This is a genomic window from Paramesorhizobium leguminum (assembly GCF_003217235.1).
Lineage (GTDB): Bacteria > Pseudomonadota > Alphaproteobacteria > Rhizobiales > Rhizobiaceae > Paramesorhizobium > Paramesorhizobium leguminum.
Genome location: NZ_QJTF01000004.1, coordinates 58,379 through 82,557, shown reverse-complemented (window position 1 = coordinate 82,557; position 24,179 = coordinate 58,379). Strand labels below are relative to the sequence as shown.

Below are 24,179 nucleotides of genomic sequence, written 5' to 3'. Positions count from 1 at the left end.
CGCGCCCTTAACGCGTGATGCAGAACATGCAGAGGGAATCGTATACTTATGGTTAACGCAATCTTATATTAGAGAATAGCTTATATTAGGGGTATTTATATTAGAGAATAGAAAGCTTCGCGAGAACCCAGCCCCCAAGCGGAGATTGCGGGAAGGTCAGAAGACCGGCGGCGCCGAGCGCGATCCCATAGGGAACGCCGGTACCCTGTTGCGCCAGCCGGTCCATGAATTCGAAACGGCCTGCTAAGACGGTAAATGGCGAACCGCGATAAGCGAGGATCGCCAACGTGAGCATGCCGCCCAGAATGGACGCCGTGGCGAGATAATGGATGAGATCGATGTTCCAGCCAAGCCAGAGCGCTGTCGCCGCCATCAGCTTGGCATCACCCCCGCCCATGGCGCGGATGGCGAAAAGGCAGAAAGTGGCGGTGAGCACGGCAAAACCAGCGGCGAAATGCAGGGCGTAGATTTCCCAGCCCATGCCGGTGAGCGGCGCGAGGATGGCAAACGAGCCGGCGAGAATGAGCGAAACCCGGTTTTCAATCGTCATCGACAGAAGATCGGAGACGATGGCGAAGGCCATCGCGAAGGGGAAGATGACAAGAATAGCCGCTTCGATCATTGAAACTCCCCATGCCCCCATGGCAAATCATATTTATTGCGTCGCGCCAGTAACAAGCGTTGCGATGGAATCAAGACTGAGGCTTGCCGCAAGCTGGAAAAGGCTGGCCATGATGGCAATCGAGACAAGCGCGCCAATCAGACCATATTCAACCGCGGCTGAAGCCGTCTCGTCCCTGTGAAAAATTTCAAAAACGGTCATCTTGGCCGGCTCACATCTAAACCATATTATCAGGACCAATTAACCGCCTGATACAAAATCAAGCGGTTAATTGAGCAAAAGATTTTTGCCTTAGCCTACTTTACAGGCACAGCACCGTTGACGGAGTTCCCCACGTCAGTGAACGCCTTTGCGATGCTCTTTCCGGCCATCGATGCACCGGTAATAATGCCCACGGAAATAAGCGCGGCGATGAGGCCGTATTCGATGGCGGTTGCGCCGGATTCATCCTTGGCGAAGCGAGCGATAAGGTTCTTCATGATTATTGGCTCCAAAACTTTGTTGTTACAGCACTCCGTCAACTGTTGTTTTTCGATGCCGTTGATCGGATGGCTGCAACCTAGGGAACCGCACTTGCAATCGGCTTAAAAAACACGCTTAGAAAAAGGTTAATCAGCGCCATGATTGGGCGTGGTTAATGATGGACAAATATTTTCAGCCTGTTTTTAAGTATTGAGCGCCCAGCCAAGCGTTTTAAAGCCTTCCTTCACCAATCCGCCTCATCATGGGAAAGGGATTTTGTTGGGTAGGGGAAAGCCGCGTGTCACATCATGAGTTCGAGGGCGTCCTTGGGCGCGCCATAAGGGCAGCCGCGATTCTTGTTGCGGTATCGTTCGCCGGGGCGGCCTTCGCCGAAGAGGATATCAATCTCGTCACCAACCAGGCCCGTGTGCTGCGCCTTGCGCGCCCGGCGGATACCGTCGTGATCGGCAATCCTGAAATCGCCGATGCGGTGGTGCAGGATTCAAAAACCGTGGTTCTGACCGGCAAGGGTTTCGGCGTCACCAATATCGTCGTCATGGATGCGGAGGGCCGCGCCATCCTCGATGACCGCGTCGTGGTCAGCCGCGATGATACGAAGACCACGCGCGTCTATCGCCGCGCCGACGTGCAGATGCTGTCCTGCACGCCATTCTGCGAAAACGCCCATCAGGCTGGGGCGGTTAATTAGAGCGGTTCTTGTTTTGAGGGAATAGCTTCACGTTCTCACCCCCCTCTGCCCTGCCGGGCATCTCCCCCTCAGGTGGGGAGATTAGCTGGTTCTGCAATGTTTTCGATTGGGACCGAAAATCTATGAAGGCCAATCTCCCCACCTGAGGGGGAGATGCCCGGCAGGGCAGAGGGGGGTGAAGTGCCCCACGGAGCCATCAGAATCATAGTTTCCAAAACGTAAATACTTCCCCTCCAATTTACCTTCCCGTCCAAACCGTAATGCAACATCTCCATGCCTATGATCCCTGCCATAATACGGGGCAGTGGGGGCTGGGGCATGCAATTGCATCAATCAAGGATGATCGCGCTTCTGCGCCGTTTCAGGTGCGATCGCGGCGGCGCGACGGCGATAGAATTTTCGCTTTTGCTCTTTCCCTTCCTCTTGCTCCTGTTCTCGATCATCGAGGTCTGCGTCAGTTTCATGGGGCAGCAACTCTTGTCGAACGCGGTTGACCGGGTCGCCCGGCAGTTGCGCACCGGCGAGTTGCAGGCGGCGGATCTGCAGGGCACCAAGCTGCGCGACCTCATCTGCGAGCAGATCGAAATCATGGTTCCCTCCGGCTGCCCCGCCTTGACCGTCAACGCGCAGTTCTATTCGAGCTTCGACGAGGTTCCCACCTTTGCCAAGGGAAAGAAGAGCGGCATCATCAATGCCAGCGGCCAGTTGACGCTTGGCGATACGGCCCGCCCCGGAGGCAGGCTTTCGATCAACCAGATGAATGCGCTTTATCGCTGGCCGCTGCTTACCGATATCATGCGCCGGCAAATGAAACAGGCGAACAGCGACGGAACATGGCCGCTCTTTGCGACCACCACCTGGCAGAACGAGCCATATATTGTCGAATGAACGGGAGGGACGTTTATGAAAAGGCAACATTCAAGGGCGCCATCCAATATAATTAGCCGGTTTATATTTGACCGATCTGGCGTCGCGGCAGTGGAGTTTGTGCTGGTCGCGCCGCTCATTATCTTGATCTATCTGGGAGCGGTGGAACTGAGCATGGGGCTGGAGGTGGACAAGAATGTCAGCCGCGCCTCCGGCATTATCGCCGACATCGTGGCACAGCAGCCGAGCGTATCGAAAGCCCAGCTTGAGGATATCGCCAAGATCGGCGCGGCGACGCTCTATCCTTATGATCGCGACACCGACGGGGCGGGCATCCGCATCACGGCCATTCAGGTCGAGCAAAAGAAAAACAATCCGGCTGCCACAGTTTCATGGTCCTATGGCGAAGGCGGTCTGACAGCCGATACAAAGGGTGCCGGCATAGACATCCCCGTGCCGCTGCACGCGCCGGGCGCTTTCCTCATCAAAGTGGACGTGGCGCTTTCCTATGTGCCGATTACCACATGGGGCTTGCGCAATATCGCCTCGACAACTGGTGCCCTGCCCCTTTCGGAAACTTATTATCTGGGCCCCCGCCTGTCGAACGCCATCGCCTGTTCAAACTGCTAGCCCTACCCTCATCCTCGCCCTTGGCGGGGATCTGCCATAAGCCTGAGAATGACGACAGGGGCGCTAAAGCTCTTTCTTCTGTCCGATTATGGCCGAAAGCATCCGTTGCGGCACACGATAATCATGCGGGCCGACGGCAACGAATCCACCGCCATGCATACGGTCGAGAAGATCGTAAGTGTCGGGATCCTGCGTTGAAAGCGCAACCAGAAACCGGCGCAGGATAAGCTTCGCTTCAGGCGCGAGATTGGTGCGCACCGCATGCGGTCCATAGCGCAGGAGCGAGGATTCCCAGGCAATCCGGTAACTTCCCGGTTTCAGCCCATGCTTTTTCAACCGCGACAGCGTGCCGCCGCTTGGGCTTTTATCATCGCCGCTTGCCGGCACCCAGCCGAAGAAACCATCGGCCTTGCCGGCCACGAACAGTTTTTCCGCGTTTTCCAGCGAGCCCGCATCGATGAAAGTTTCGTGGGCGGCATAGGTGCTATTGCCCGAGGCCATGTAGGCGGAAATCGGCGTGAGCGCTGCGGCTTTCGCCCTATCCGCAGGCATGGCGATGTTCAGGCTCGTCATGTTCTTTTCGTCGATGCCCGGCCGCAAAAGCAGGATAGAACGGATGCCGAGCGAGCCGTCCGCCCCCACCGGGGCAACGAGCGGCTCGACGCATTTGCAGGCAGCATAGACCGCCGCGTAGGCTGCGGACGTATCGATGGCGTAATCGACGCGCTCCCCCGCCTGCGCATCGATGAGCGCGGGAATGTCCGGCAGTTGTACCAGTTCGACAGGCATATCGAGCGCCTTCGAATAGGCCGATTTCACTTTGTCGATATCGGCGGGGCTCAATTCCGCGACGCGCGGCGACGCTACGCCGATGCGGAAACGCCCCATTTCCTTGCGCCAATCGGCATGGGCGGGAACGCCAAATCCCAGAACGGTGAATATGCCGAGAAACATCGCTCTCGGAAATGTATGGGCCGAAAACATTTTCCAGAAACCCCTGATGGTTTCCCACTTCGATTTCAGTCTTTTTTGTTCGCCCTGGAATCATTGTGCGGCCCTAACTGTTAAAGCACTCTTAACCATGATGAATTTTCGGTGATGCGGGGGCCTGTTTGTCTTCCCGCCGATTTTCTCCTATCTCTGATGGCAATAGATGAACGGATAAATCAAATGCCTCGTGCCTTCCTTTTCGTGCTTGATTCCTTCGGAATCGGCGGCGCGCCTGATGCCGGCCAGTTCGGCGATACGGGCGCCGATACGCTGGGCCATATTGCCGCCGCCTGTGCCGCCGGCACGGGTGATCGCGAGGGTCTGCGCGCCGGTTCGCTTGTCCTGCCGAACATGACGGCGCTCGGGCTTGCCCATGCGGCAAAACTTGCAACGGGCAAGGTTCCCGAAGGTCTCGATGGCGCTGCGCCACCGCAAGGGCTGTGGGGTACGGCGAATGAAGTTTCGCGCGGCAAGGACACGCCGTCCGGTCATTGGGAGATCGCGGGCGTACCGGTGCTGTTCAACTGGGGTTATTTCCCGCGCGCCATACCGGCCTTTCCCGCCGATTTTCTTGATGAGGTAGCCCGCCTCGCGGCAATTCCGGGCACACTCGGCAATTGCCATGCTTCCGGCACGGAAGTCGTCGAGCGCTTCGGCGAGGAGCATGTCAGCACGGGCAAACCGATATTCTATACGTCGACCGATTCCGTGCTGCAGATCGCCGCGCATGAAAGGCATTTCGGACTGGAGCGGCTTTACGCGCTTTGTGCAATCGCGCGTGAGCTGGTCGATCCCATGAATATCGGACGCGTCATCGCACGGCCTTTCACGGGCGAGACGGCGTCCACATTCCAGCGCACCGGCAACCGCCGTGATTATTCGGTTCCTCCGCCCGAACCGACCATTCTCGACCGCTTAGCGGAGGCGGGGCGCAATGTGATTGGCGTCGGCAAGATCGGCGATATTTTCGCCCATCGCGGCGTGACCGATGCGCGCAAGGCCAATGGCAACATGGCCCTGTTCGACGCGACACTGCAAGCAATGCGCGATGCGCGGGATGGCGATCTCGTCTTCACCAATTTCGTCGATTTCGACATGCTCTACGGCCATCGCCGCGACGTACCGGGCTATGCCGCCGCGTTGGAGGCCTTCGACCGCCGGCTGCCGGAAGCGATGACCCTGATGAAGCCGGGCGATCTCCTGATTCTCACCGCCGATCACGGTTGCGACCCTACATGGGCAGGGACCGATCACACGCGCGAACGGGTGCCGGTGCTGATCCACGGCGCGGGCGCGGGCACCATAGGCATCCGGCCAACCTTTGCCGATATTGGTGAGACGGTGGCCGCGCATCTGGGCCTACCCGCCGGCAATTACGGCACAAGCTTCCTTCCGGTGGAAAATGCCTGAACTGCCCGAGGTGGAAACTGTCCGGCGCGGATTGCAGCCGGTCATGGAAGGCGCGCGGATCGTCGCAGTCGAGCAACGCCGCGCCGATCTGCGTTTTCCCTTCCCCGAACGCTTCGCTGAAAGGTTGCGGGGGCGGCGCATCGAGGCCTTGGGACGGCGAGCGAAATATCTGACGATCCATCTCGATGACGGTCTCTGCGTCATAAGCCATCTCGGCATGTCAGGCTCCTATCGCATCGAGACGGAGGATGGCGCTGCTCACAACGACGGCTCGAAGAATACGCTGCATGATCATCTGGTCCTGCATATCGAGCGCAAGAACGGCGGCGCGGCGCGCATCATTTATAACGATCCCCGACGCTTCGGTTTCATAACCTTGGCGGAGCCCGGAACATTCGACTGCCATCCGAGCTTGAGCGGTCTTGGCGTAGAGCCAACCGGCAATGCGCTTTCCGGCGAATTGCTGGCTCAACTCTTCCGTGACAAAAAGAGCCCTCTCAAGGCGGCGCTCCTCGATCAGCGGCTGATCGCCGGCCTGGGCAATATCTATGTCTGCGAGGCGCTGTGGCGTTCCGGGCTCTCGCCCGCGCGCGCGGCAGGGAGCATCGCCGGGAGAAATCGGGCAAGCCAAGCCGACGCACTTGCCTACGCCATCCGCGAGGTCATCACCGAGGCAATCGCGGCGGGCGGATCGAGTTTGCGCGACCATCGCCAGACCGACGGCACGCTCGGCTATTTCCAGCACAGCTTTTCGGTTTACGATCGTGAGGGTTCGCCCTGCCCGCGCCCCGGCTGCGGCGGCACGATCGAGCGCATCGTGCAAAGCGGCCGCTCGACATTCTTCTGCGCCCGCTGCCAGAAATAAAGGAAATTACCGCCATGGCCTTTGAAAACATCCTCGTCGAAACCTTCGACGCCGTCGGTCTTATCAGGCTCAACCGCCCGCAGGCGCTCAATGCGTTGAACGCCGCCCTGCTTGGCGAACTGAACGCGGCGCTCGAGCAGTTCGATGCCGATGAGCGCATCGGCGCGATTGTCATCACCGGCTCGGAGAAAGCCTTCGCCGCCGGGGCTGACATCAAGGAGATGCAGGCACTCGATTTCGTAGGCGCCTATCGAAGCGATTTTCTTGGCGAATGGGAAAAGATCACCCGCGCGCGCAAGCCGGTAATCGCCGCGGTGGCCGGCTATGCGCTCGGCGGCGGCTGCGAACTCGCCATGATGTGCGATTTCATCATTGCGGCGAAAACCGCCAAATTCGGCCAGCCGGAGATCACGCTCGGCATCATGCCGGGCATGGGCGGCACGCAGCGCCTCGCCCGGTTTATCGGCAAGGCCAAGGCGATGGATTTATGCCTCACCGGCCGGATGATGGATGCCGACGAGGCGGAACGATCCGGGCTGGTGGCGCGCGTGGTGCCAAGCGAGGACCTCCTTGACGAGGCGCTTCGCGCCGCAGCCAGGATCGCGTCTTTCTCGCGGCCCGTCGTCATGATGGCCAAGGAAACGGTCAACCGCGCCTATGAGACGACACTTGGCGAGGGCTTGCGCTTCGAGCGGCGGCTCTTCCATTCCATGTTCGCGCTGGAAGACCAGAAGGAAGGCATGAGCGCTTTTGTCGAAAAGCGGACACCTGCCTTCAAGAACCGCTAAGAATGATACGTCGAGAAACCCTCGAGAGTCGCTCAGGAATTGATTGACGCGACGGAAAAGCTAATCTATAAGCCCCGCACGGTTTGGCGGCCTTTCGGGCGGCCCATATGGTTTTCACGCCGGCGCATGGCCGGATAGCGGACAGAAAAGAGAGGCATTCATGGCCAATACTCCTTCGGCCAAGAAAGCGGTGCGCAAAATTGAAGCCCGCACGGAAGTCAACAAGGCGCGCCGTTCGCGCGTCCGCACCTTCCTGCGCAAGTTCGAGGACGCAGTCACCAGCGGCGACAAGACGGCAGCCCAGGCGGCATTCAAGGCTGCAGAGCCGGAAATGATGCGCGCGGCCAGCAAGGGCGTGGTGCACAAGAACACCGCCTCCCGCAAGATCTCCCGTCTTGCCAAGCGCCTGAAGACGATGGCCGCCTGATATCTCCCCCCGCATCGTTTTATGAAAACCCGGCTATCGTTAGCCGGGTTTTTTGTTTTCGGCACAGAAACCAGGCTGATGGAGATATCCCGGACGCGATTTTTAACGGTCCGGAGCGGTAATATTTATGTAAAAAACCTTTTGCGGAGAAAAGTAGCGGCGTTGTAAATTGTGTCGCTTATTCAATGGGTTACACTTCCTCATCCACAGATATCCACAGGGCGGGGAAAAATTCTCGAAGCCCCCGAATGTCAAGCTGTTTTTTAAATTTTTTTTCCAATCCAGCGCAACGGCGCGACGTGAAAAACGACTCGCCAAAAAACGCTTTGAATCCGAAGGCCTTATCCCGTTTATCGTTTCGATGCCGCCCCGCGACACACCGCCGGGCGAGGGGCGAGGCTTAAAAAACGGTAAGCTTCGCCCTTGCCCTTGGCGGTCAGGGTTTTGTAATGTCCCTCCATCGAGAGGGATGGGCCACGGGCCCAGGGTCAGCAAAAACAAACTGTTCGGTTCGAACGCAGGCTTTGCCTGCGAACGGAGTCGCATTGCCGAAAAATTCGGCGATGGGAAAATGAGGCGCTGAACGCGATGTTCATCATTAACCGGGCATTAACCGGAACGAACGTTTACGCGGCAAATGAAAAAATGGGTGGTTGTTGAACGGCGGCATAAAGGCAATCAGCAACAGGACGATAGGGGAGTGAGTCGTAGAGGTCAGCCGGCAGGCTGGACGATACGGGTCGGGTGGGGCCCAGGGAATAACGAGAAGCGCCGATCACGGCGCGCCGGAAGCAGATGACAGGCGAGGCAGTATGATTTTGAGCAGCAAGGCGAACAGTGAGATGCGCAATGAGGCGTACCCGCCCGCCATTCCGGCAATTCCAGTTTCAGTTTCAGGTTTCGAGAGGGATACGATGGATCCGAACGGTGAGGCCGTATTCGAGCGGTTGATGAGCAAGCTCAAGGCGCGTGTCGGCAGTGAGATCTATTCCAGCTGGTTCGGTCGCCTGAAGCTCGACGAGATTTCCAAAAGCGTCGTCCGTCTCTCCGTTCCCACCGCCTTCCTGCGCTCATGGATCAACAACCATTATTCCGAGCTCCTGACGCAGCTCTGGCAGGAAGAGAACGAGCAGATACTCAAGGTCGAGGTCGTTGTGCGCAGCGTCAGCCGTGCCGCCCGTCCCGCTCTTGCCATCCCGGCGGGCGACGTAATGGAACCGCGCCAGCCTGTTCGCGAGAAGGTCGCCTTTCCCGTTGGCCAGACGAGCCCCGAGAAGCGCATGCCCCCGGCGTTCGCCGATGGCTCCGTTCAAAGCGCTGTGCTCGGCTCCCCGCTTGACCCGCGTTATACGTTCGATAGCTTCGTCGACGGGGCGTCCAACCGCGTCGTTCTCGCCGCCGCCCGCACCATCGCCGAGGCGGGCTCCAGCGCTGTTCGCTTCAATCCGCTGTTCATCCATGCCGCCGTCGGCCTGGGTAAGACACATCTGCTGCAGGCTATCGCTGCCGCCGCATTGAAACGGCCTGAAAAGGCGCGCGTCGTCTATCTGACGGCGGAATATTTCATGTGGCGCTTCGCCACCGCCATCCGCGACAACAATGCTCTCTCCTTCAAGGAGCAGCTCCGCGATATCGACCTGCTCATCATCGACGACATGCAGTTCCTGCAGGGCAAGTCGATTCAGCACGAGTTCTGCCATCTCCTCAACACGCTGCTCGACAGCGCCAAGCAGGTGGTGGTAGCCGCCGATCGTCCGCCTTCAGAGCTGGAATCGCTCGACGTACGGGTGCGCTCGCGGCTCCAGGGCGGCGTCGCGCTGGAAATCGCCGCGCCGGACTATGAGATGCGTCTTGAAATCCTCAAGCGCCGCCTTGCCGCCGCGAAGGTTGAGGATCACAGCCTCAACATTCCCGAGGAAATTCTTGCCCATGTGGCGCTGACCGTCACCGGCTCTGGCCGCGAGCTGGAAGGGGCGTTCAATCAACTTCTCTTCCGCCAGTCCTTCGAACCCAACCTCTCCATCGAGCGCGTCGACGAGCTTCTGGGGCACCTGACCCGCGCGGGCGAGCCGAAGCGCATCCGCATCGAGGAAATCCAGCGCATCGTCGCGCGCCATTACAATGTTTCCAAGCAGGATCTTTTATCCAACCGGCGTACGCGCACAATCGTCAAGCCGCGCCAAGTGGCGATGTATCTGGCAAAAATGCTGACGCTACGCTCACTTCCCGAGATCGGGCGCCGCTTCGGCGGGCGCGACCACACCACTGTTCTCCATGCGGTGCGCAAGGTTGAGGATATGGTCGGGGCCGACCAGAAGCTGGCGCAAGAGCTGGAGCTTCTAAAGCGGCTGATCAACGACCAGGCGGCGTGATCCGAACTCTCCCAGCCAAAAGCGGTTATCAACAGAAAGGCGGCTTGCGCGGAGCTATCCGTTTCGCGCGGGCTTGCTTTTAAGCCCCCATATCTGCCACTTTATACCCCCTTGGGACGGCCACCCGTCCCGTTCCGGCAGGCGAAGCCGATGGCTCGCCTCGCCGGCCAGAAGTCAGTGAGTCCGGTCCATCATGCGTGTCGCTCTCGAACGTTCCAATCTCTTGAAGTCGCTTAATCACGTTCATCGCGTCGTCGAGCGGCGCAACACCATACCCATCTTGTCGAATGTGCTGCTTGCAGCCGATGGCGCGAGCCTACAGCTCAAGGCGACGGATCTCGATCTTGAGATCACCGAGGCGACGCCCGCCATGGCGGAGCAGGCTGGCGCTACGACCGTTCCCGCTCACCTGCTTTATGACATCGTGCGCAAGCTGCCGGATGGAGCGGAAGTGCTGCTCGCCACCAATCCGGACGGAAATTCGCTCGCCGTCGCATCGGGCCGTTCGAACTTCCGGCTGCAATGCCTGCCGCAATCGGATTTTCCCGAACTGACCGCCGGGTCTTTCACGCATAGTTTCAAGCTTCCGGCGAGCGCGCTGAAGCGGCTGATCGACCGCACGCAGTTCGCCATCTCCACCGAAGAGACGCGCTATTATCTGAACGGCATCTATCTGCACACCATCGAGAACGATGGCGCGCTGAAGCTGCGCGCCGTGGCGACCGACGGGCACCGTCTGGCGCGCGCTGATCTGGAGGCGCCCGCCGGCTCAGAGGGAATGCCGGGCATCATCATTCCGCGCAAGACGGTGGCGGAACTGCAAAAGCTCGTCGACGATCCGGAAGTGACGGTCACGGTCGAACTCTCCGAAGCCAAGATCCGGTTCACTATCGGTTCCATCGTCCTCACCTCGAAGCTGATCGACGGCACGTTTCCGGACTATCAGCGCGTCATTCCGCTCGGCAACGACAAGAAACTGACCATCGACCGGCAGAGCTTCGCCTCCGCCGTCGACCGCGTCTCGACCATTTCGAGCGAGCGCGGACGCGCGGTGAAGCTCGCCATCGCCGATGGACAGTTGACGCTCACGGTCAACAATCCGGATTCCGGCAGCGCTACGGATGAATTGCCGGCCGATTACGACGCTGACGCGATCGAGATCGGCTTCAACTCCAAATATCTTCTCGACATCACGGCACAGCTTTCCGGCACCAACGCCATCTTCCTCCTGGCCGACGCCGGATCGCCGACACTGGTGCGCGATACCGGCGACGAAGATGCCCTTTATGTGCTGATGCCGATGCGCGTTTGACGGCATTGCGGTGACGGGCAGGACAAAGGAAGAGGAAAGACGCCCGGACCGGGTGGCGGTTCGGCGGCTTCGCCTGGCGCATTTCCGCAATTATTCCGGCCTTTCGCTGTCGCTTTCGCCTGCCCATGTCGTTCTGACCGGCGAGAACGGATCGGGCAAAACCAATCTTCTGGAAGCCGTTTCCTTCCTCTCCCCCGGACGCGGCCTGCGACGCGCAACCTATCCCGACGTGACGCAAAACGGTGCGCCGGATGGCTTCGCCATCCATGCGGCGCTCGAATGTGCCGCTTACGGCGAGGTCGAAGTTGGCACCGGGCTTGCCGGCAATGCGATCGGCGATACCGCCCGCAAGGCGCGCATCAATGGCGCGCAGGCAGCGTCCGCTGACGCGCTTCTCGATTATTCCCGCATCATCTGGCTGGCGCCCGCCATGGACGGCCTCTTCACCGGCCCCGCGGCCGACAGGCGACGTTTTCTGGACCGCATGGTGCTTGCCATCGATACCGCCCATGGCAGGCGTGTGCTCGATTACGAAAAAGCGATGCGCAGCCGCAACCGGCTTCTCACCGAGGAACGCAGCGATGCGGGCTGGCTCGATGCGATCGAGGCGCAGATGGCGGAACTCGGCACGGCAATCGCCGCCGCGCGCGCCGAACTGATGCACCTCATCACTTCCATGATCGAGCGCCTGCCGCAGGAAGGACCGTTTCCCCGGTCGGACTGCTTTCTCGAAGGCGCGCTTGAAGAGCGTATCGCAAGCACGCCGGCGGTCGACCTGGAGGAGGACTTCCGACGCGCATTGCGTGATGGCCGCCCGCGCGACCGCGCCGCAGGGCGTACGCTCGAAGGGCCGCACCGCACCGACCTGATCGTCCGCCATAGGCCGAAGTCAATGCCGGCTGGGCTCTGTTCGACGGGTGAACAGAAGGCGCTGCTGATCGGGCTCGTTCTGGCACACGCGCGCCTCACCGGCGAATTGTCGGGCATGGCGCCGATCCTGCTTCTCGACGAAATCGCCGCGCATCTTGACGAGGGACGCCGCGCAGCGCTTTTCGGCATCATTGACGATCTGGGCGGCCAAGCCTTCATGACAGGCACGGACCGCGCGCTGTTCGACGCGCTTGGTGACCGGGCGCAGTTTTTCACCGTATCGGGCGGAACGCTTGGCGCTGGGTAGTTCCAGAGAGGATTCCAACAGAAGCCGCCTGAATTACCGCCGCGCCTCGATCACCTTGAACCCCTGAGCATCCTGTAACATTTCCACCGAACGGAAAAGCGGCGCCAGCGCCGCCTCATAGGGCAGTTGCCGGTTGGCAACGAGAAGCAGCCTGCCGCCGGGCTTGAGCCGCCGCGCGGCGACGGCGATGAAATTTATCCCAAGCGATACATCCATCGCGCGACCCTCGTGAAAGGGCGGGTTCATCACCACGGTATCGTAGATTTCCATCACTGGCTCAGCGACGAGATCATGCCAGAAGAAACCCAACGGAATGCCACCTGACAAGCCGGAGAGATTTTTCCGCGCGGCTTCGATGGCCTCGAAATCCGCCTCGTAGAGGTCGAGCTTGCTGATCTTCTGCGGGTGTTTCACGCACTCGGCGGAAAGATAGCCCCAACCTGCGCCGAAATCGGCCACAGCGCCCTTCAGCCGGCCTTGCAGATGAGAGGCAAGCAGCGCCGAACCCTTGTCGATATCACCATAAGAGAACATGCCGGGCGCGGTGTCGAACCGGTTATCAACACGCTTTCCCACCGGGCGCAGAGCATTTATTGCCTCTTCCGACAACTCCGAAGGCCGCTTCATCCAGAACACGACGGCGTGGTTCTTGGATAGCCGGTCTTCCGCCACAGCAACCTTCTCCGCCCATTTGCGGAAACCATCGATACCAAGCTTCTTATCGCCGCACACGACGATGGTGCCATTCGGCGCCACACGTGAAAGGAGATCGGCGAACCATTGCTCGTTGCGGCCACGGTGCTTGCCGATGAGCATGAGCCCGCCATCGAAACCGGCGCTACCTCCAAGCCTTGGCACGACGTGGAACCCTGCCCGCTCCAGCGTGAGATAATCCGGGCGGAATGGCTGAAGGCAGGTGAGCGCTCTTTTCCAGGCGTCGCTCGGCGCCATATCCGCCTCGATGCCGGCCACAAGGAAGCGCGCTCCCTCGCCGGGCAGGGGCAATATGCCGTTTTCGTAGGGCAGGAAGAGTGTCTGTTGCGCGGGGGAAGCCATGGAAGGTCCTTTATCTCATCTTCCCGAAATGCGGAATCACTGGATAAATAAAAAAATGGGGCAAATAAAAAAGCGCGCCCGGGAGCGCGCTTTTCTCTGTTCAAAGGGCGAAGATTAATCCGCGTCGGCTTCGGCGTTCTTCCGGTCCGAAACGATTTCCTTGCCGGTTTCCTGATCGACGACCTTCATCGACAGGCGGACCTTGCCGCGCTCATCGAAGCCCATCAGCTTGACCCAGACCTTCTGGCCTTCCTTGACCACGTCGGAGGTCTTGTTGACGCGCTCGGAGGCCAGCTGCGAGATATGGACCAGGCCATCGCGCGGGCCGAAGAAATTGACGAAAGCGCCGAAATCGGCGGTCTTGACGACCGTGCCTTCGTAGATCTCGCCGATTTCCGGCTCGGCAACGATGGAGTGGATCCATTTCTTCGCCGCTTCGATCTCCTTGCCGTTGGACGAAGCGATCTTGACCGTGCCGTCGTCTTCGATGTTGATCTTGGCGCCGGTCTTCTCGACGATCTCCCGGATGACCTTGCCGCCGGAACCGATCACGTCGCGGATCTTGTCGGTCGGGATGTTCATCACTTCGATGCGCGGAGCGAACTCACCGAGTTCAGCGCGCGCGCCGGAGAGCGCCTTGGACATTTCATCCAGAATATGGGCGCGACCGCCCTTCGCCTGATCGAGAGCGACCTTCATGATCTCTTCGGTGATACCGGCAATCTTGATGTCCATCTGCAGCGCGGTGATGCCGTTTTCCGTTCCGGCGACCTTGAAGTCCATGTCGCCCAGATGATCCTCGTCACCGAGAATGTCGGAGAGAACGGCGAAACGCTCATCTTCCTTGATCAGGCCCATGGCGATGCCGGCAACCGGACGCACCAGCGGAACGCCCGCATCCATCAGCGCCAGCGAGGTGCCGCAGACGGTCGCCATCGAGGACGAGCCGTTCGACTCGGTGATCTCGGAGACGGCCCGGATCGTATAGGGAAACTGCTCCTTGGCGGGCAGCATCGGGTGGATGGCGCGCCAGGCGAGCTTGCCATGGCCGATCTCGCGACGGCCGGGCGAACCCATGCGGCCCGTTTCACCGACGGAGAACGGCGGGAAGTTGTAATGCAGAAGGAAGGTTTCCTTATACATGCCGGTCAGTGAATCGATGAACTGCTCGTCCTCGCCGGTGCCGAGCGTGGCGACGACAATCGCCTGCGTCTCGCCACGGGTGAACAGGGCGGAGCCGTGCGTGCGCGGCAAAATGCCGACTTGCGCCTCGATCGGGCGCACGGTGGTCAGATCGCGGCCATCGATGCGATGGCCGGTGTCGAGGATGTTCCAGCGCACGATCTTGGCCTGGAGTTCCTTGAACACGGTCGCGATTTTCTCGGCGGAGTACCTGGCTTCCTCGCCTTCCGGCAGGAAATGCGCCTTGACCTTGGCCTTGGCGGCATCGACGGCGGCGTAGCGGGCCTGCTTGTCGGTGATCTTATAAGCGGCGCGCAGGTCGCCCTCGATGAAGGCGAGCATTTCGGCTTCGATGGCGGAGAGATCTTCCGGATGGAAATCGCGCGGCTCCTTGGCAGCCACTTCGGCGAGCTTGATGATCGCGTCGATCACCGGCTGGAATGCCTTCTGGCCGAACACGACGGCGCCGAGCATCACGTCTTCCGGCAGTTCCTGCGCTTCCGATTCCACCATCAGCACGGCATCCGACGTGCCGGCGACGATGAGATCAAGCTTGGATTCCGGCATTTCGTCGATATGCGGGTTCAGCACATACTGGCCGTTGATGAAGCCGACGCGCGCGCCGCCGATCGGGCCCATGAAGGGCACCCCGGAAAGCGTCAGCGCCGCAGAGGCGGCGACCATCGACAGAACGTCGGGATTGTTCTCAAGGTCATGCTGGAGGACCGTGATGATGACCTGCGTGTCGTTCTTGTAGCCTTCGGCGAAGAGCGGGCGGATCGGACGGTCGATCAGGCGGGAGACGAGCGTCTCATTCTCGCTCGGACGGCCTTCGCGCTTGAAATAGCCGCCGGGGATGCGGCCGGCCGCGTAGGTCTTTTCCTGATAGTTGACGGTGAGCGGGAAGAAATCCTGACCCGGCTTCGGCTCCTTGGCGGAGACGACGGTGGCGAGGACAACGCTTTCGCCATAGGTGGCAAGCACGGCGCCATCAGCCTGACGGGCGATCTTGCCGGTTTCGAGAATGAGCGGACGACCGCCCCATTCGATTTCGACTTTATGGGTTTTGAACATGGTTCAGTCCTTGGCATTTGGGAAAGCCGCGCATTAGCCGCGCCCGCCTTCCCTGCTTCGTTGGCGGACAGGCCACGGGCAAGACAGCAGAAAACTTGGACGAAACGGATATCTCGCATCTGGCCAAGCTGCCTGCAATCCTGCCCCATGACAGGTCCATGGCTGGCTTCCGTGAACGAAATAGAAGCCGGATTGAATTTCGGCGGGCGCCGTGGACGCCCGCCGAAGAGAATTGCCTAGCGGCGCAGGCCCAGCTTGCCGATCAGCACCTGGTAGCGGCTCTGGTCCACCCCCTTGAGATAGTCGAGGAGGCGGCGGCGCTGCGAGACGAGCTTCAGAAGGCCACGGCGGGAGTGGTTGTCCTTCTTGTGGTCCTTGAAGTGCTCGGTCAGATTGGAAATGCGCTCCGAGAGAACGGCAACCTGGACTTCCGGAGAGCCGGTATCGCCTGCCTTCGTTGCGTATTCCTGAATGACGGCTTGCTTGCGTTCAGCAGTAATCGACATCGTAATTCCTTCCTTGATTGAGAGGAGAAAAGTCGCCCACGGCCGGGATGTCGTCCAGCGGGGGCCGGTTCAATACAGCAGGGGAAACCCCGCCGATGCCGCGCATATAGGGCAAAAGGGGCGATAACACCAGTTATTTCTCGAAAGGCAGTGGGGCAGTAAGGCAGTAGGGCAGTATGTTTGGCGCTTAACATATTGCCCTACTGCCTTACTGCCCTACTCACCCTATCCAGCCGTGAAAACCCGTTTCGGCTTGAACTGCCCCTGTTCGACATAGCCGATGGCGAGCAGCCGGCCGCGAACCGTGGCGCACGCCTCTTCCGCCTCGACGGGCGCATCGCGTCCACGCAGGATCACCGCATTGCCCATGCGGATGCGGTGGGCCTGTTCGTCGGAAAGCGCCACTTGCGGCAGGCAATCGAGCGCCGCGCCGGTATCGATCACCAGCGCGTCGATGGCGCTGAAATCGCGGCGGGGCATCGGAATTTCCTCGCCGTCTTCCGTCTGCTCTTTTTCAGCAACGGGCGGCCATGCGGCTTGCAGCTCTTCCAGCGTGACGAAATCTTCCTGTGTAAACGGCGCGACCTCGACACGGCGCAGATCGGCGATATGGCCATAGCATTCGAGATCGCGGCCCATGTCGCGGGCAAGCGAGCGCACATAGGTGCCCTTGCCGCATTCAACCTCGAAGATCGCATGGGTGTCGTCAGGCATTTCGATGAGATCGATCCTGGCGATTTCGACCTCTCGCGCCGGAATATCGACGCTTTCGCCCACGCGTGCCAGATCATAGGCGCGCTCGCCGCCGATCTTGATGGCGGAGAATTGCGGCGGAATCTGCTGGATGATGCCGGTATATCGCGGCAGCAATGCCAGGATTTCTTCCTTCACCGGACGTTTGTCGGATGTTTGCGTCACGCCGCCTTCGAGATCGTCGGTTGAACGCTCCTGCCCCCAGGCGACCGTAAAGCGATAAATCTTGGCGCCGTCCATGACATAGGGCACCGTCTTGGTCGCCTCTCCCAGCGCGATCGGCAACATGCCGGAAGCCAGCGGATCGAGCGTACCGGCATGGCCCGCCTTCTCCGCATTGAACAGCCACTTGATCTTGGAGACTGCCTCGGTCGATCCCATGCCTTTCGGCTTGTCAAACACTACCCAGCCGGAAATCGGCCGGCCCTTTTTCTTACCGCGTCTTGCCATTCTCAGAGATGTTCCTGTTAACTAAATCGTTTGCGGTTGCCGCGCTCTCCTTCCCCCTTGCGGGGAAGGTGCCCGCAGAGCGGGCGGATGGGGGTGGTGACGTTTGCGCCACGGTCTCCAGCAGAAGCACAAACGTCACCACCCCCACCCGACCCTTCGGGCCACCCTCCCCGCAAGGGGGAGGGAGGGCGTCCAGCGCCTAATCGTTCCCGCCGTCGCCGTCCATGTCACCGTCATCCTCATCATCGCGGGGATTGGGCAGATCGCGGAGGACTTCCGGCGAGCGCAAGATCGCGTCGATCTTGGAGAAATTGTCGAAGCTGGTATCTGTACGGAAACGGAATTCCGGCATGTATTTCATCTGCCGCAACTCCGGGGCGACGCGACCGCGAATGAACTTCGCATGTGTGCTCAGCGCCTTGATGACGGCATCGTTATCGGCCATGCCGACGACCGAAATGAAGCAGGTGGCGATTTTCAAGTCCGGCGACAGGCGCACCTCGGAAACCGAGAGAACGCTGTTTTCCAGAACAGGATCGGTAATGTCGCCGCGCTGGAGCACATTGCTCAAGGCGTGACGGACCTGCTCGCCGACGCGAAGCTGGCGCTGCGAGAGGCCGGAAGAAGAAGAACGAGACATAATTTTGTAATCCCAGAATCCGCATCGCCGGGATCAGACCGGCGGATGCGTCCTTGATGTCGTTGCCCACTTATGCAGGAGCGCATCCAATCGGACGCGATCCTGCTATATGGGGCAGTCGGTTTCCCGTCAAAGCGTGCGGGTCACATGCTCGACGCGGAAGCACTCAATGGTATCGCCTGCGCGGATATCATCATAGTTCTCAAAGGCCATGCCACATTCCTGACCGCCCGGCACTTCGGAGACTTCATCCTTGAAGCGCTTGAGCGTCTTGAGCTTGCCTTCGTGGATGACCACGTTGTCGCGGATAAGGCGGACGCCCGCGCCGCGCTCGACCTTGCCTTCGGTGACGCGGCAGCCCGCGACCTTGCCGACCTTGGTGATGTTGAAGACCTCGAGGATCGTCGCATTGCCGAGGAAGGTTTCGCGGCGCTCCGGCGACAGAAGGCCCGACATTGCCGCTTTCACATCGTCCACCAGATCGTAGATGATGTTGTAATAGCGGATCTCAAGGCCCTGCTGCTCGGCGGCGCTGCGCGCCTGGACATTGGCGCGAACGTTGAAGCCGATGATTGCCGCGTTGGAGGCTTCCGCCAGCGCTATATCGCTCTCGGTGATGCCGCCGGCGCCGGAATGCACGATGCGCGCGCGCACTTCGTCGGTGCCGAGCTTCTCCAGCGCGCCGGCGATAGCTTCGACCGAGCCCTGCACGTCGCCCTTGATGACCAGCGGGAATTCCTTCAAGCCGCTCGCCTGCAACTGGCTCATCATCTGTTCCAGCGAGCCGCGCGAACCGGCCTGTCTTGCGACAGCCTTGTCACGGGCCAGACGCTGGCGATATTCCGAAATTTCGCGGGCGCGGGCTTCGTTCTCGACCACGGCAAGACGGTCGCCGGCCTGCGGCGGTCCACCCAGTCCAAGAACCTCGACCGGCAACGCCGGCCCGGCTTCCTTGACGTTTTCGCCACGGTCGTTGACGAGGGCGCGGACGCGGCCCCATTCACTACCCGCGACAATGATATCGCCCGGCTTGAGCGTGCCTTTCTGGACGAGAACGGTGGCGACGGAACCACGGCCGCGATCGAGCTTCGCCTCGATGACGACACCTTCGGCGGTACGATCCGGATCGGCCTTGAGATCCAAAACTTCGGCCTGGAGCAGGATCGTTTCCAGAAGCTTGTCGAGACCGGCGCCCGTCTTGGCGGAGACTTCCACATCGAGCGTCTCGCCGCCCATCGTTTCAACGAAGACATCGTGCTGCAGCAGCCCGGTGCGAACCTTCTGCGGGTCGGCATCGTGCTTGTCGATCTTGTTGATCGCGACGATGATCGGCACCCCTGCCGCCTTGGCATGGTTGATCGATTCAATCGTCTGCGGCATGACGCTGTCATCCGCCGCCACGACCAGAATGGCGATGTCGGTGGCCTGCGCGCCACGGGCGCGCATCGCGGTGAAGGCCGCGTGGCCGGGCGTATCGATGAATGTGATCTTCTGGCCGTTCTTCTCGACCTGATAGGCGCCGATGTGCTGCGTGATGCCGCCGGCCTCACCGGACACGACATTGGCATTACGGATGGCATCGAGCAGCGAGGTCTTGCCGTGGTCGACATGGCCCATGATGGTGACGACAGGCGGACGCGACATGAAAGCCGCTGTGTCATCCTGAACGTTGAAGATGCCTTCCTCGACGTCGGATTCAGCGACGCGCCTGACAGTGTGGCCAAACTCCTCCGCGAGCAGCTGCGCCATATCCGCATCGATCACGTCGCCGGGCTTCATCATCTGGCCCTGCTTCATCAGGTACTTGATGACATCGACCGAACGCTCGGCCATGCGCTGCGCCAGTTCCTGGATCGTAATCGTCTCAGGGACAATCACTTCGCGCGAAATCTTCTCGCGGGTTTCCTGCTGCATCGCGCGGCGGGCTTTTTCCTGACGGCGACGCATGGCCGATAGCGAACGGCCGCGAGCGGCGTCGTCATCGAGCGCGCTGGTCAGCGTCAGCTTGCCGCGGCGGCGATCGTCTTCGGTCTTGGTGACCTTAGGCGTACGTACTTCCGGCTTGACCGGAGCTCCCTTGGCGGGCGCTCCACGGCGGACACCGGCAGGGCCGCCACGACGCTCTTCCGACTCGTCGGCGACCACAGGTCCCCTGCCGCGCACCGGCGCGGGCGCGGCGGACCTCGGCGCACCTGTATCCCTACCCGGATCCCGGGGCGCAACATTCCTGGGCGCACCGGCATTCTGTGCCGGAGCGGCTTCCGGTGTGCGCTTGCGCGCCTCTTCCTCGGCGCGCTGCTTGGCCGCTGCCTCGGCCTTCAGACGAGCCTCTTCCTCGGCCTGACGGCGCGCGGATTCCTCGCGCTCCTTCGCCCGGATGGCATCTTCCTCTGCCCGGCGCCTGGCCTCTTCCTCGGCGCGAACACGGTCTTCGGCATCACGCACCTGCGCGCCTTCGAGCGCACGGCGGCGCGCCTCGATCTCCGAGCGCGACAGTGTGTTCAGCACCATGCCCGAACGGCCCATGGGCTTCTGCTGCCTGGGCGGCGGCGGCGTTTCGGTGCGCGGCACGGGAGCCGGCGCCACATGCGGCTTCGTCACCGGCTGAGCAACAGGCGCCGGAGCCACCGGCTTTTCATCAGGCCGGGAAAACTTACGCTTTTTCGTTTCAACGACAACGGACTTCGTACGCCCATGGCTGAAATTCTGGCGCACGGTGCTCTGCTCGACGCCTGGCCGCTTCAGGGTCAACGTCTTTTTGGTATCGACGCTCAGCGTCTTGTCGTCGCTCGATTTGCTATCGCTCATTCCGTTTCCTTCGCGGCTTTGCCGCCATATCTATCCGAATTCGTTGCGCTTCCGCCGCGAAAATGATGCAGCAGGCGCGCCCGCGTGACGAACCCGGTCGCCGCCGTTCCTTCAAGCACGGCAGCATGTATCACATTTCCGCCACCAAATGCCAAATCCATTTCGTCGCTTGTAAAAAGAGTGAAGGCGGGGATATCCCGCCCCCCGACGTGGACAAGCGCGCGCCGGGCCTGATCGAGTTTACGGACGCCATCGGCGGCCGCGTCCAGCACATGCAGGACCATCTGGGCCTTGCCGTTGCGGATAGCGATGTCGACCTTGGCCGATCCCGTTACCACGACGCCCGACTTGCGCGCCAGCGAAAGGCTGCCCAAAGCGGACTTCACCAGAAGCCGGTCCACCAGCGCGCCCAGATCGCCCTGCGCGGTCACGCCCTCTTTCAGGGCGCGGGGGAACAGCTTCTTGCGTACCGCTTCATCCACATGGCGCCGCTCCGCCTTGACCCAGCAGCCACGGCCGGGAAGATTGCGCTTCAAATCGGGGACGACGGAGCCATCCGGCCCCGCCACGAAACGGATCATGTCCTCGGCGGAACCGCTCTCGCGTGTAACGATACAGGTCCTGTCGTTCATTTCCGCTTCCACGCGCCCGGCTCCCAGCGCCATTTCTCCCGCACACTCGCTGTCCAAAGGCTATCGGCCCCCTATTCGGAAGCCGCCTCGCCTTCCGCTTCTTCGGTGGCTTCTTCTTCGATGCCTTTCGCCAGATCCTCTTCCGTGATCCAGCCGCACTTCAAACGGGCGGTCAGTACCATCTGCTCGGCGTCGGCGCGCGAAACTTCGAACGAGGACAGCACGCCGGAATGGGTGGTCGTCTCGCCTTCCTTGCGTTCGCGCCAGCCGACCAGCTCATCCACCGCATAGCCCGCGAAATCCTCGACGGACTTGACGCCGTCTTCACCGAGAGCCACCAGCATCGCCGTGGTCATTCCAGGCAATTCGCGCAGATCGTCCTCGACGCCAAGCTCTCTGCGGCGCTGATCGCGCTCGCCCTCGATGCGGTCGAGATATTCCCTCGCGCGTTCCTGAATTTCACTCGCCGTACCATCGTCGAAACCATCGATCGAGGCAATCTCGTCCGACTCCACGAAGGCGATTTCCTCGACGGAGGCGAAGCCTTCCGAGGCCAGCACCTGACCGACCATTTCATCGACATCGAGCGCATCCATGAAGAGGTTCGAACGCTCCAGGAATTCCTTCTGGCGGCGCTCGGATTCTTCCTGCTCCGTCAGAATATCGATATCCCAACCGGTGAGCTGCGAGGCGAGGCGGACATTCTGTCCGCGACGGCCGATCGCAAGGGATAGTTGGTCATCCGGGACGACAACTTCAATACGCTCCGCGTCTTCATCGAGCACAACCTTGGCCACTTCGGCGGGCTGGAGGGCATTGACGATGAACGAAGCCGCATCGGGCGACCACGGAATGATGTCGATCTTCTCGCCCTGCAGCTCGGCGACAACGGCCTGAACGCGCGAGCCGCGCATACCGACGCAGGCGCCGACCGGATCGATGGACGCATCGCGCGAGATGACCGCGATCTTGGCGCGGGAACCCGGATCGCGGGCGACCGACTTGATTTCGATGATGCCGTCGTAGATTTCCGGCACTTCCATGGTGAAAAGCTTTGCCATGAACTGCGGATGGGTACGCGACAGGAATATCTGCGGGCCGCGCTGTTCACGGCGCACGTCATAGACATAGGCGCGGATGCGGTCGCCATAGCGGAAAGCCTCGCGCGGGATCAGCTCGTCGCGGCGGACGATCGCCTCGCCCTTGCCAAGATCAATGATGACATTGCCATATTCGACACGCTTGACCGAGCCGTTGATGATCTCGCCGACACGATCCTTGTATTCATCAAACTGGCGGTCGCGCTCGGCCTCGCGCACCTTCTGCACGATGACCTGCTTGGCCGACTGTGCGGCGATGCGGCCGAAATCCATCGGCGGAAGCTGATCGGCGATGAAATCACCGACCCGCGCATCGGGATTGCGGTCACGGGCGGTTTCGAGCGGGACCTGCGTGGCATAATCCTCGACGCTTTCGACCACTTCGAGAAGCCGCTGCAGCCTGATTTCGCCGGTCTTGGCGTTGATATCGGCGCGGATATTGGTTTCCTGACCGTAGCGCGAGCGCGCCGCCTTCTGGATGGCGTCGGCCATGGCCGCAATGACGATTTCGCGGTCGATCGACTTCTCGCGGGCGACCGCATCGGCGATCTGCAGAAGCTCTAGCCTGTTTGCACTGACTGCCATGGTTCTCTCCTTGATATCACGCTGGCGCTTCGTTCATCGCCGGGCGCATGAAGATCGATAAGGTCAATTCTTGTCTGCGTCGCCTTCGTCCGGACCGTCTTCGCCGGACTGTTCATCCGGCAAACCCAGCTCGTCATCGGCTATGCGGCCTTCGCGCAGCGCCTTGTCCTTGCGCAGCGCTTCGCGGATCAGATCGTCGGTCAGGATCAGCCGCGCTTCCGCAAGAAGATCGAAAGGGATGGTCGCGGACGGCTCATCGCCATAGCTTGCCTGGTCGGCCTCCAGCGTCACACTGTCGACATCGACCGCCGCGATGCGGCCGCGAAATTTCTTGCGGCCATTATGGACGAGCGATGTCTCGACCTTGGCGATATGTCCCTGCCAGTTGGCGAAATCCGACTTGCGGACCAGAGGCCGGTCGATACCGGGCGACGAGACTTCCAGATGATATTTGCGGTCGATCGGATCCTCGACATCGAGAACCGGCGAAACCGTGCGGCTGACGAGCTCGCAATCCTCGACGGTCATCGTGCCATCGAAGCGCTCTGCCATGATCTGCAGCGTCAAACCATTGAGACCGGAGAGCCTGACCCGCACCAGCCGAAAGCCCAGCGCCTCAAGCACCGGCTCAATGATGCCGGCTACGCGCGCATCGACGCCGGTTTCGCGGATGATCCGCTCGTCGTTAACAGGCGCTTCGTTTTGCTCAAGCGTGTTGTCATTGAGCTTTGCAGCTTCTTCCGTCACCCGGACCTATTCCCT

At 60.7% G+C, this 24,179-nt stretch carries 23 protein-coding genes; 10 read left to right on the top strand and 13 right to left on the bottom strand.

The window, feature by feature from the left end; all coding sequences use genetic code 11:
* Window positions 1-100: 100 nt before the first annotated feature.
* The 3 genes from C7477_RS04720 to C7477_RS04710 all read right to left on the bottom strand — a co-directional run bounded on the left by C7477_RS04720 (window position 101) and on the right by C7477_RS04710 (window position 1,101).
* Window positions 101-622, bottom strand: a complete 522-nt coding sequence (locus C7477_RS04720) for an A24 family peptidase (protein WP_110749552.1) — start codon at window positions 620-622, stop codon at window positions 101-103.
* Between the two features lie 33 nt (window positions 623-655).
* A complete protein-coding gene (locus tag C7477_RS04715) occupies window positions 656-823 on the bottom strand; it encodes a Flp family type IVb pilin (RefSeq protein ID WP_110749550.1) in 168 nt (55 codons plus the stop codon).
* Window positions 824-918: 95 nt separating this feature from the next.
* Window positions 919-1,101 (bottom strand): Flp family type IVb pilin, encoded by a 183-nt coding sequence (locus C7477_RS04710; RefSeq protein WP_110749548.1) that lies wholly within the window; start codon window positions 1,099-1,101, stop codon window positions 919-921.
* A gap of 281 nt (window positions 1,102-1,382) precedes the next feature.
* On the opposite strand from C7477_RS04710, the gene C7477_RS04705 reads away from it, so the two are divergent.
* The 3 genes from C7477_RS04705 to C7477_RS04690 all read left to right on the top strand — a co-directional run bounded on the left by C7477_RS04705 (window position 1,383) and on the right by C7477_RS04690 (window position 3,290).
* A complete protein-coding gene (locus C7477_RS04705) occupies window positions 1,383-1,793 on the top strand; it encodes a pilus assembly protein N-terminal domain-containing protein (RefSeq protein ID WP_425373512.1) in 411 nt (136 codons plus the stop codon).
* A gap of 318 nt (window positions 1,794-2,111) precedes the next feature.
* Entirely contained in the window at window positions 2,112-2,681 is a 570-nt protein-coding gene (locus C7477_RS04695) for a TadE/TadG family type IV pilus assembly protein (RefSeq protein WP_181418345.1), read from the top strand.
* Between the two features lie 90 nt (window positions 2,682-2,771).
* Window positions 2,772-3,290, top strand: coding sequence for a TadE/TadG family type IV pilus assembly protein (locus C7477_RS04690; RefSeq protein ID WP_181418344.1), 519 nt, complete (start codon window positions 2,772-2,774; stop codon window positions 3,288-3,290).
* A 63-nt stretch (window positions 3,291-3,353) separates the two neighbouring features.
* On the opposite strand, the gene C7477_RS04685 is transcribed toward C7477_RS04690, so the two are convergent.
* Window positions 3,354-4,244: a phosphate/phosphite/phosphonate ABC transporter substrate-binding protein gene (locus C7477_RS04685; RefSeq protein WP_181418343.1), complete on the bottom strand. Its 891-nt coding sequence runs from the start codon at window positions 4,242-4,244 to the stop codon at window positions 3,354-3,356.
* A 216-nt stretch (window positions 4,245-4,460) separates the two neighbouring features.
* Here C7477_RS04685 and C7477_RS04680 point away from each other — a divergent pair, with 216 nt between their 5' ends.
* From C7477_RS04680 to recF, 7 genes are all read left to right on the top strand, one after another.
* Entirely contained in the window at window positions 4,461-5,690 is a 1,230-nt protein-coding gene (locus C7477_RS04680; protein WP_110749538.1) for a phosphopentomutase, read from the top strand.
* The gene (gene mutM / locus C7477_RS04675) at window positions 5,683-6,555 is read left to right on the top strand and encodes a bifunctional DNA-formamidopyrimidine glycosylase/DNA-(apurinic or apyrimidinic site) lyase (RefSeq protein ID WP_110749536.1); all 873 of its coding nucleotides are present in this window, start codon (window positions 5,683-5,685) and stop codon (window positions 6,553-6,555) included. The genes C7477_RS04680 and mutM overlap by 8 nt, the downstream gene beginning before the upstream one ends.
* 14 nt (window positions 6,556-6,569) lie before the next feature.
* Entirely contained in the window at window positions 6,570-7,343 is a 774-nt protein-coding gene (locus tag C7477_RS04670; RefSeq protein WP_110749534.1) for an enoyl-CoA hydratase, read from the top strand.
* 160 nt (window positions 7,344-7,503) lie between these two features.
* Window positions 7,504-7,770: a 30S ribosomal protein S20 gene (gene rpsT, locus C7477_RS04665; protein ID WP_110749532.1), complete on the top strand. Its 267-nt coding sequence runs from the start codon at window positions 7,504-7,506 to the stop codon at window positions 7,768-7,770.
* 914 nt (window positions 7,771-8,684) lie between these two features.
* The gene (gene dnaA / locus C7477_RS04660; protein WP_245411729.1) at window positions 8,685-10,142 is read left to right on the top strand and encodes a chromosomal replication initiator protein DnaA; all 1,458 of its coding nucleotides are present in this window, start codon (window positions 8,685-8,687) and stop codon (window positions 10,140-10,142) included.
* Between the two features lie 193 nt (window positions 10,143-10,335).
* Window positions 10,336-11,454, top strand: a complete 1,119-nt coding sequence (gene dnaN / locus C7477_RS04655) for a DNA polymerase III subunit beta (protein WP_110749527.1) — start codon at window positions 10,336-10,338, stop codon at window positions 11,452-11,454.
* Between the two features lie 10 nt (window positions 11,455-11,464).
* Window positions 11,465-12,631, top strand: a complete 1,167-nt coding sequence (gene recF, locus C7477_RS04650; protein ID WP_110749525.1) for a DNA replication/repair protein RecF — start codon at window positions 11,465-11,467, stop codon at window positions 12,629-12,631.
* Between the two features lie 33 nt (window positions 12,632-12,664).
* Here the strand turns inward: recF and C7477_RS04645 are convergent, their stop codons facing one another.
* From C7477_RS04645 to rimP, 9 genes are all read right to left on the bottom strand, one after another.
* Window positions 12,665-13,687 carry a class I SAM-dependent methyltransferase gene (locus C7477_RS04645; protein ID WP_110749523.1) on the bottom strand — a complete coding sequence of 341 codons (1,023 nt, stop codon included), beginning with the start codon at window positions 13,685-13,687 and terminating at the stop codon, window positions 12,665-12,667.
* A gap of 114 nt (window positions 13,688-13,801) precedes the next feature.
* Complete coding sequence (gene pnp, locus C7477_RS04640; RefSeq protein ID WP_110749521.1) at window positions 13,802-15,943, bottom strand: polyribonucleotide nucleotidyltransferase; 2,142 nt, start codon at window positions 15,941-15,943, stop codon at window positions 13,802-13,804.
* A gap of 236 nt (window positions 15,944-16,179) precedes the next feature.
* A complete protein-coding gene (gene rpsO, locus C7477_RS04635) occupies window positions 16,180-16,449 on the bottom strand; it encodes a 30S ribosomal protein S15 (RefSeq protein ID WP_110749519.1) in 270 nt (89 codons plus the stop codon).
* A gap of 225 nt (window positions 16,450-16,674) precedes the next feature.
* Window positions 16,675-17,652, bottom strand: a complete 978-nt coding sequence (gene truB, locus C7477_RS04630; protein ID WP_110749517.1) for a tRNA pseudouridine(55) synthase TruB — start codon at window positions 17,650-17,652, stop codon at window positions 16,675-16,677.
* 199 nt (window positions 17,653-17,851) lie between these two features.
* Window positions 17,852-18,292 carry a 30S ribosome-binding factor RbfA gene (gene rbfA, locus C7477_RS04625; RefSeq protein ID WP_110749515.1) on the bottom strand — a complete coding sequence of 147 codons (441 nt, stop codon included), beginning with the start codon at window positions 18,290-18,292 and terminating at the stop codon, window positions 17,852-17,854.
* Window positions 18,293-18,421: 129 nt separating this feature from the next.
* On the bottom strand, window positions 18,422-21,100 hold the full coding sequence (gene infB / locus C7477_RS04620; protein ID WP_110749513.1) for a translation initiation factor IF-2: 2,679 nt from the start codon (window positions 21,098-21,100) through the stop codon (window positions 18,422-18,424).
* Window positions 21,097-21,765 carry an RNA-binding protein gene (locus C7477_RS04615; RefSeq protein WP_110749511.1) on the bottom strand — a complete coding sequence of 223 codons (669 nt, stop codon included), beginning with the start codon at window positions 21,763-21,765 and terminating at the stop codon, window positions 21,097-21,099. The genes infB and C7477_RS04615 overlap by 4 nt, the downstream gene beginning before the upstream one ends.
* A 38-nt stretch (window positions 21,766-21,803) precedes the next feature.
* Window positions 21,804-23,417: a transcription termination factor NusA gene (gene nusA, locus C7477_RS04610; RefSeq protein ID WP_110749509.1), complete on the bottom strand. Its 1,614-nt coding sequence runs from the start codon at window positions 23,415-23,417 to the stop codon at window positions 21,804-21,806.
* Window positions 23,418-23,480: 63 nt separating this feature from the next.
* Complete coding sequence (rimP, locus tag C7477_RS04605; RefSeq protein ID WP_110749506.1) at window positions 23,481-24,164, bottom strand: ribosome maturation factor RimP; 684 nt, start codon at window positions 24,162-24,164, stop codon at window positions 23,481-23,483.
* Window positions 24,165-24,179: the final 15 nt, after the last annotated feature.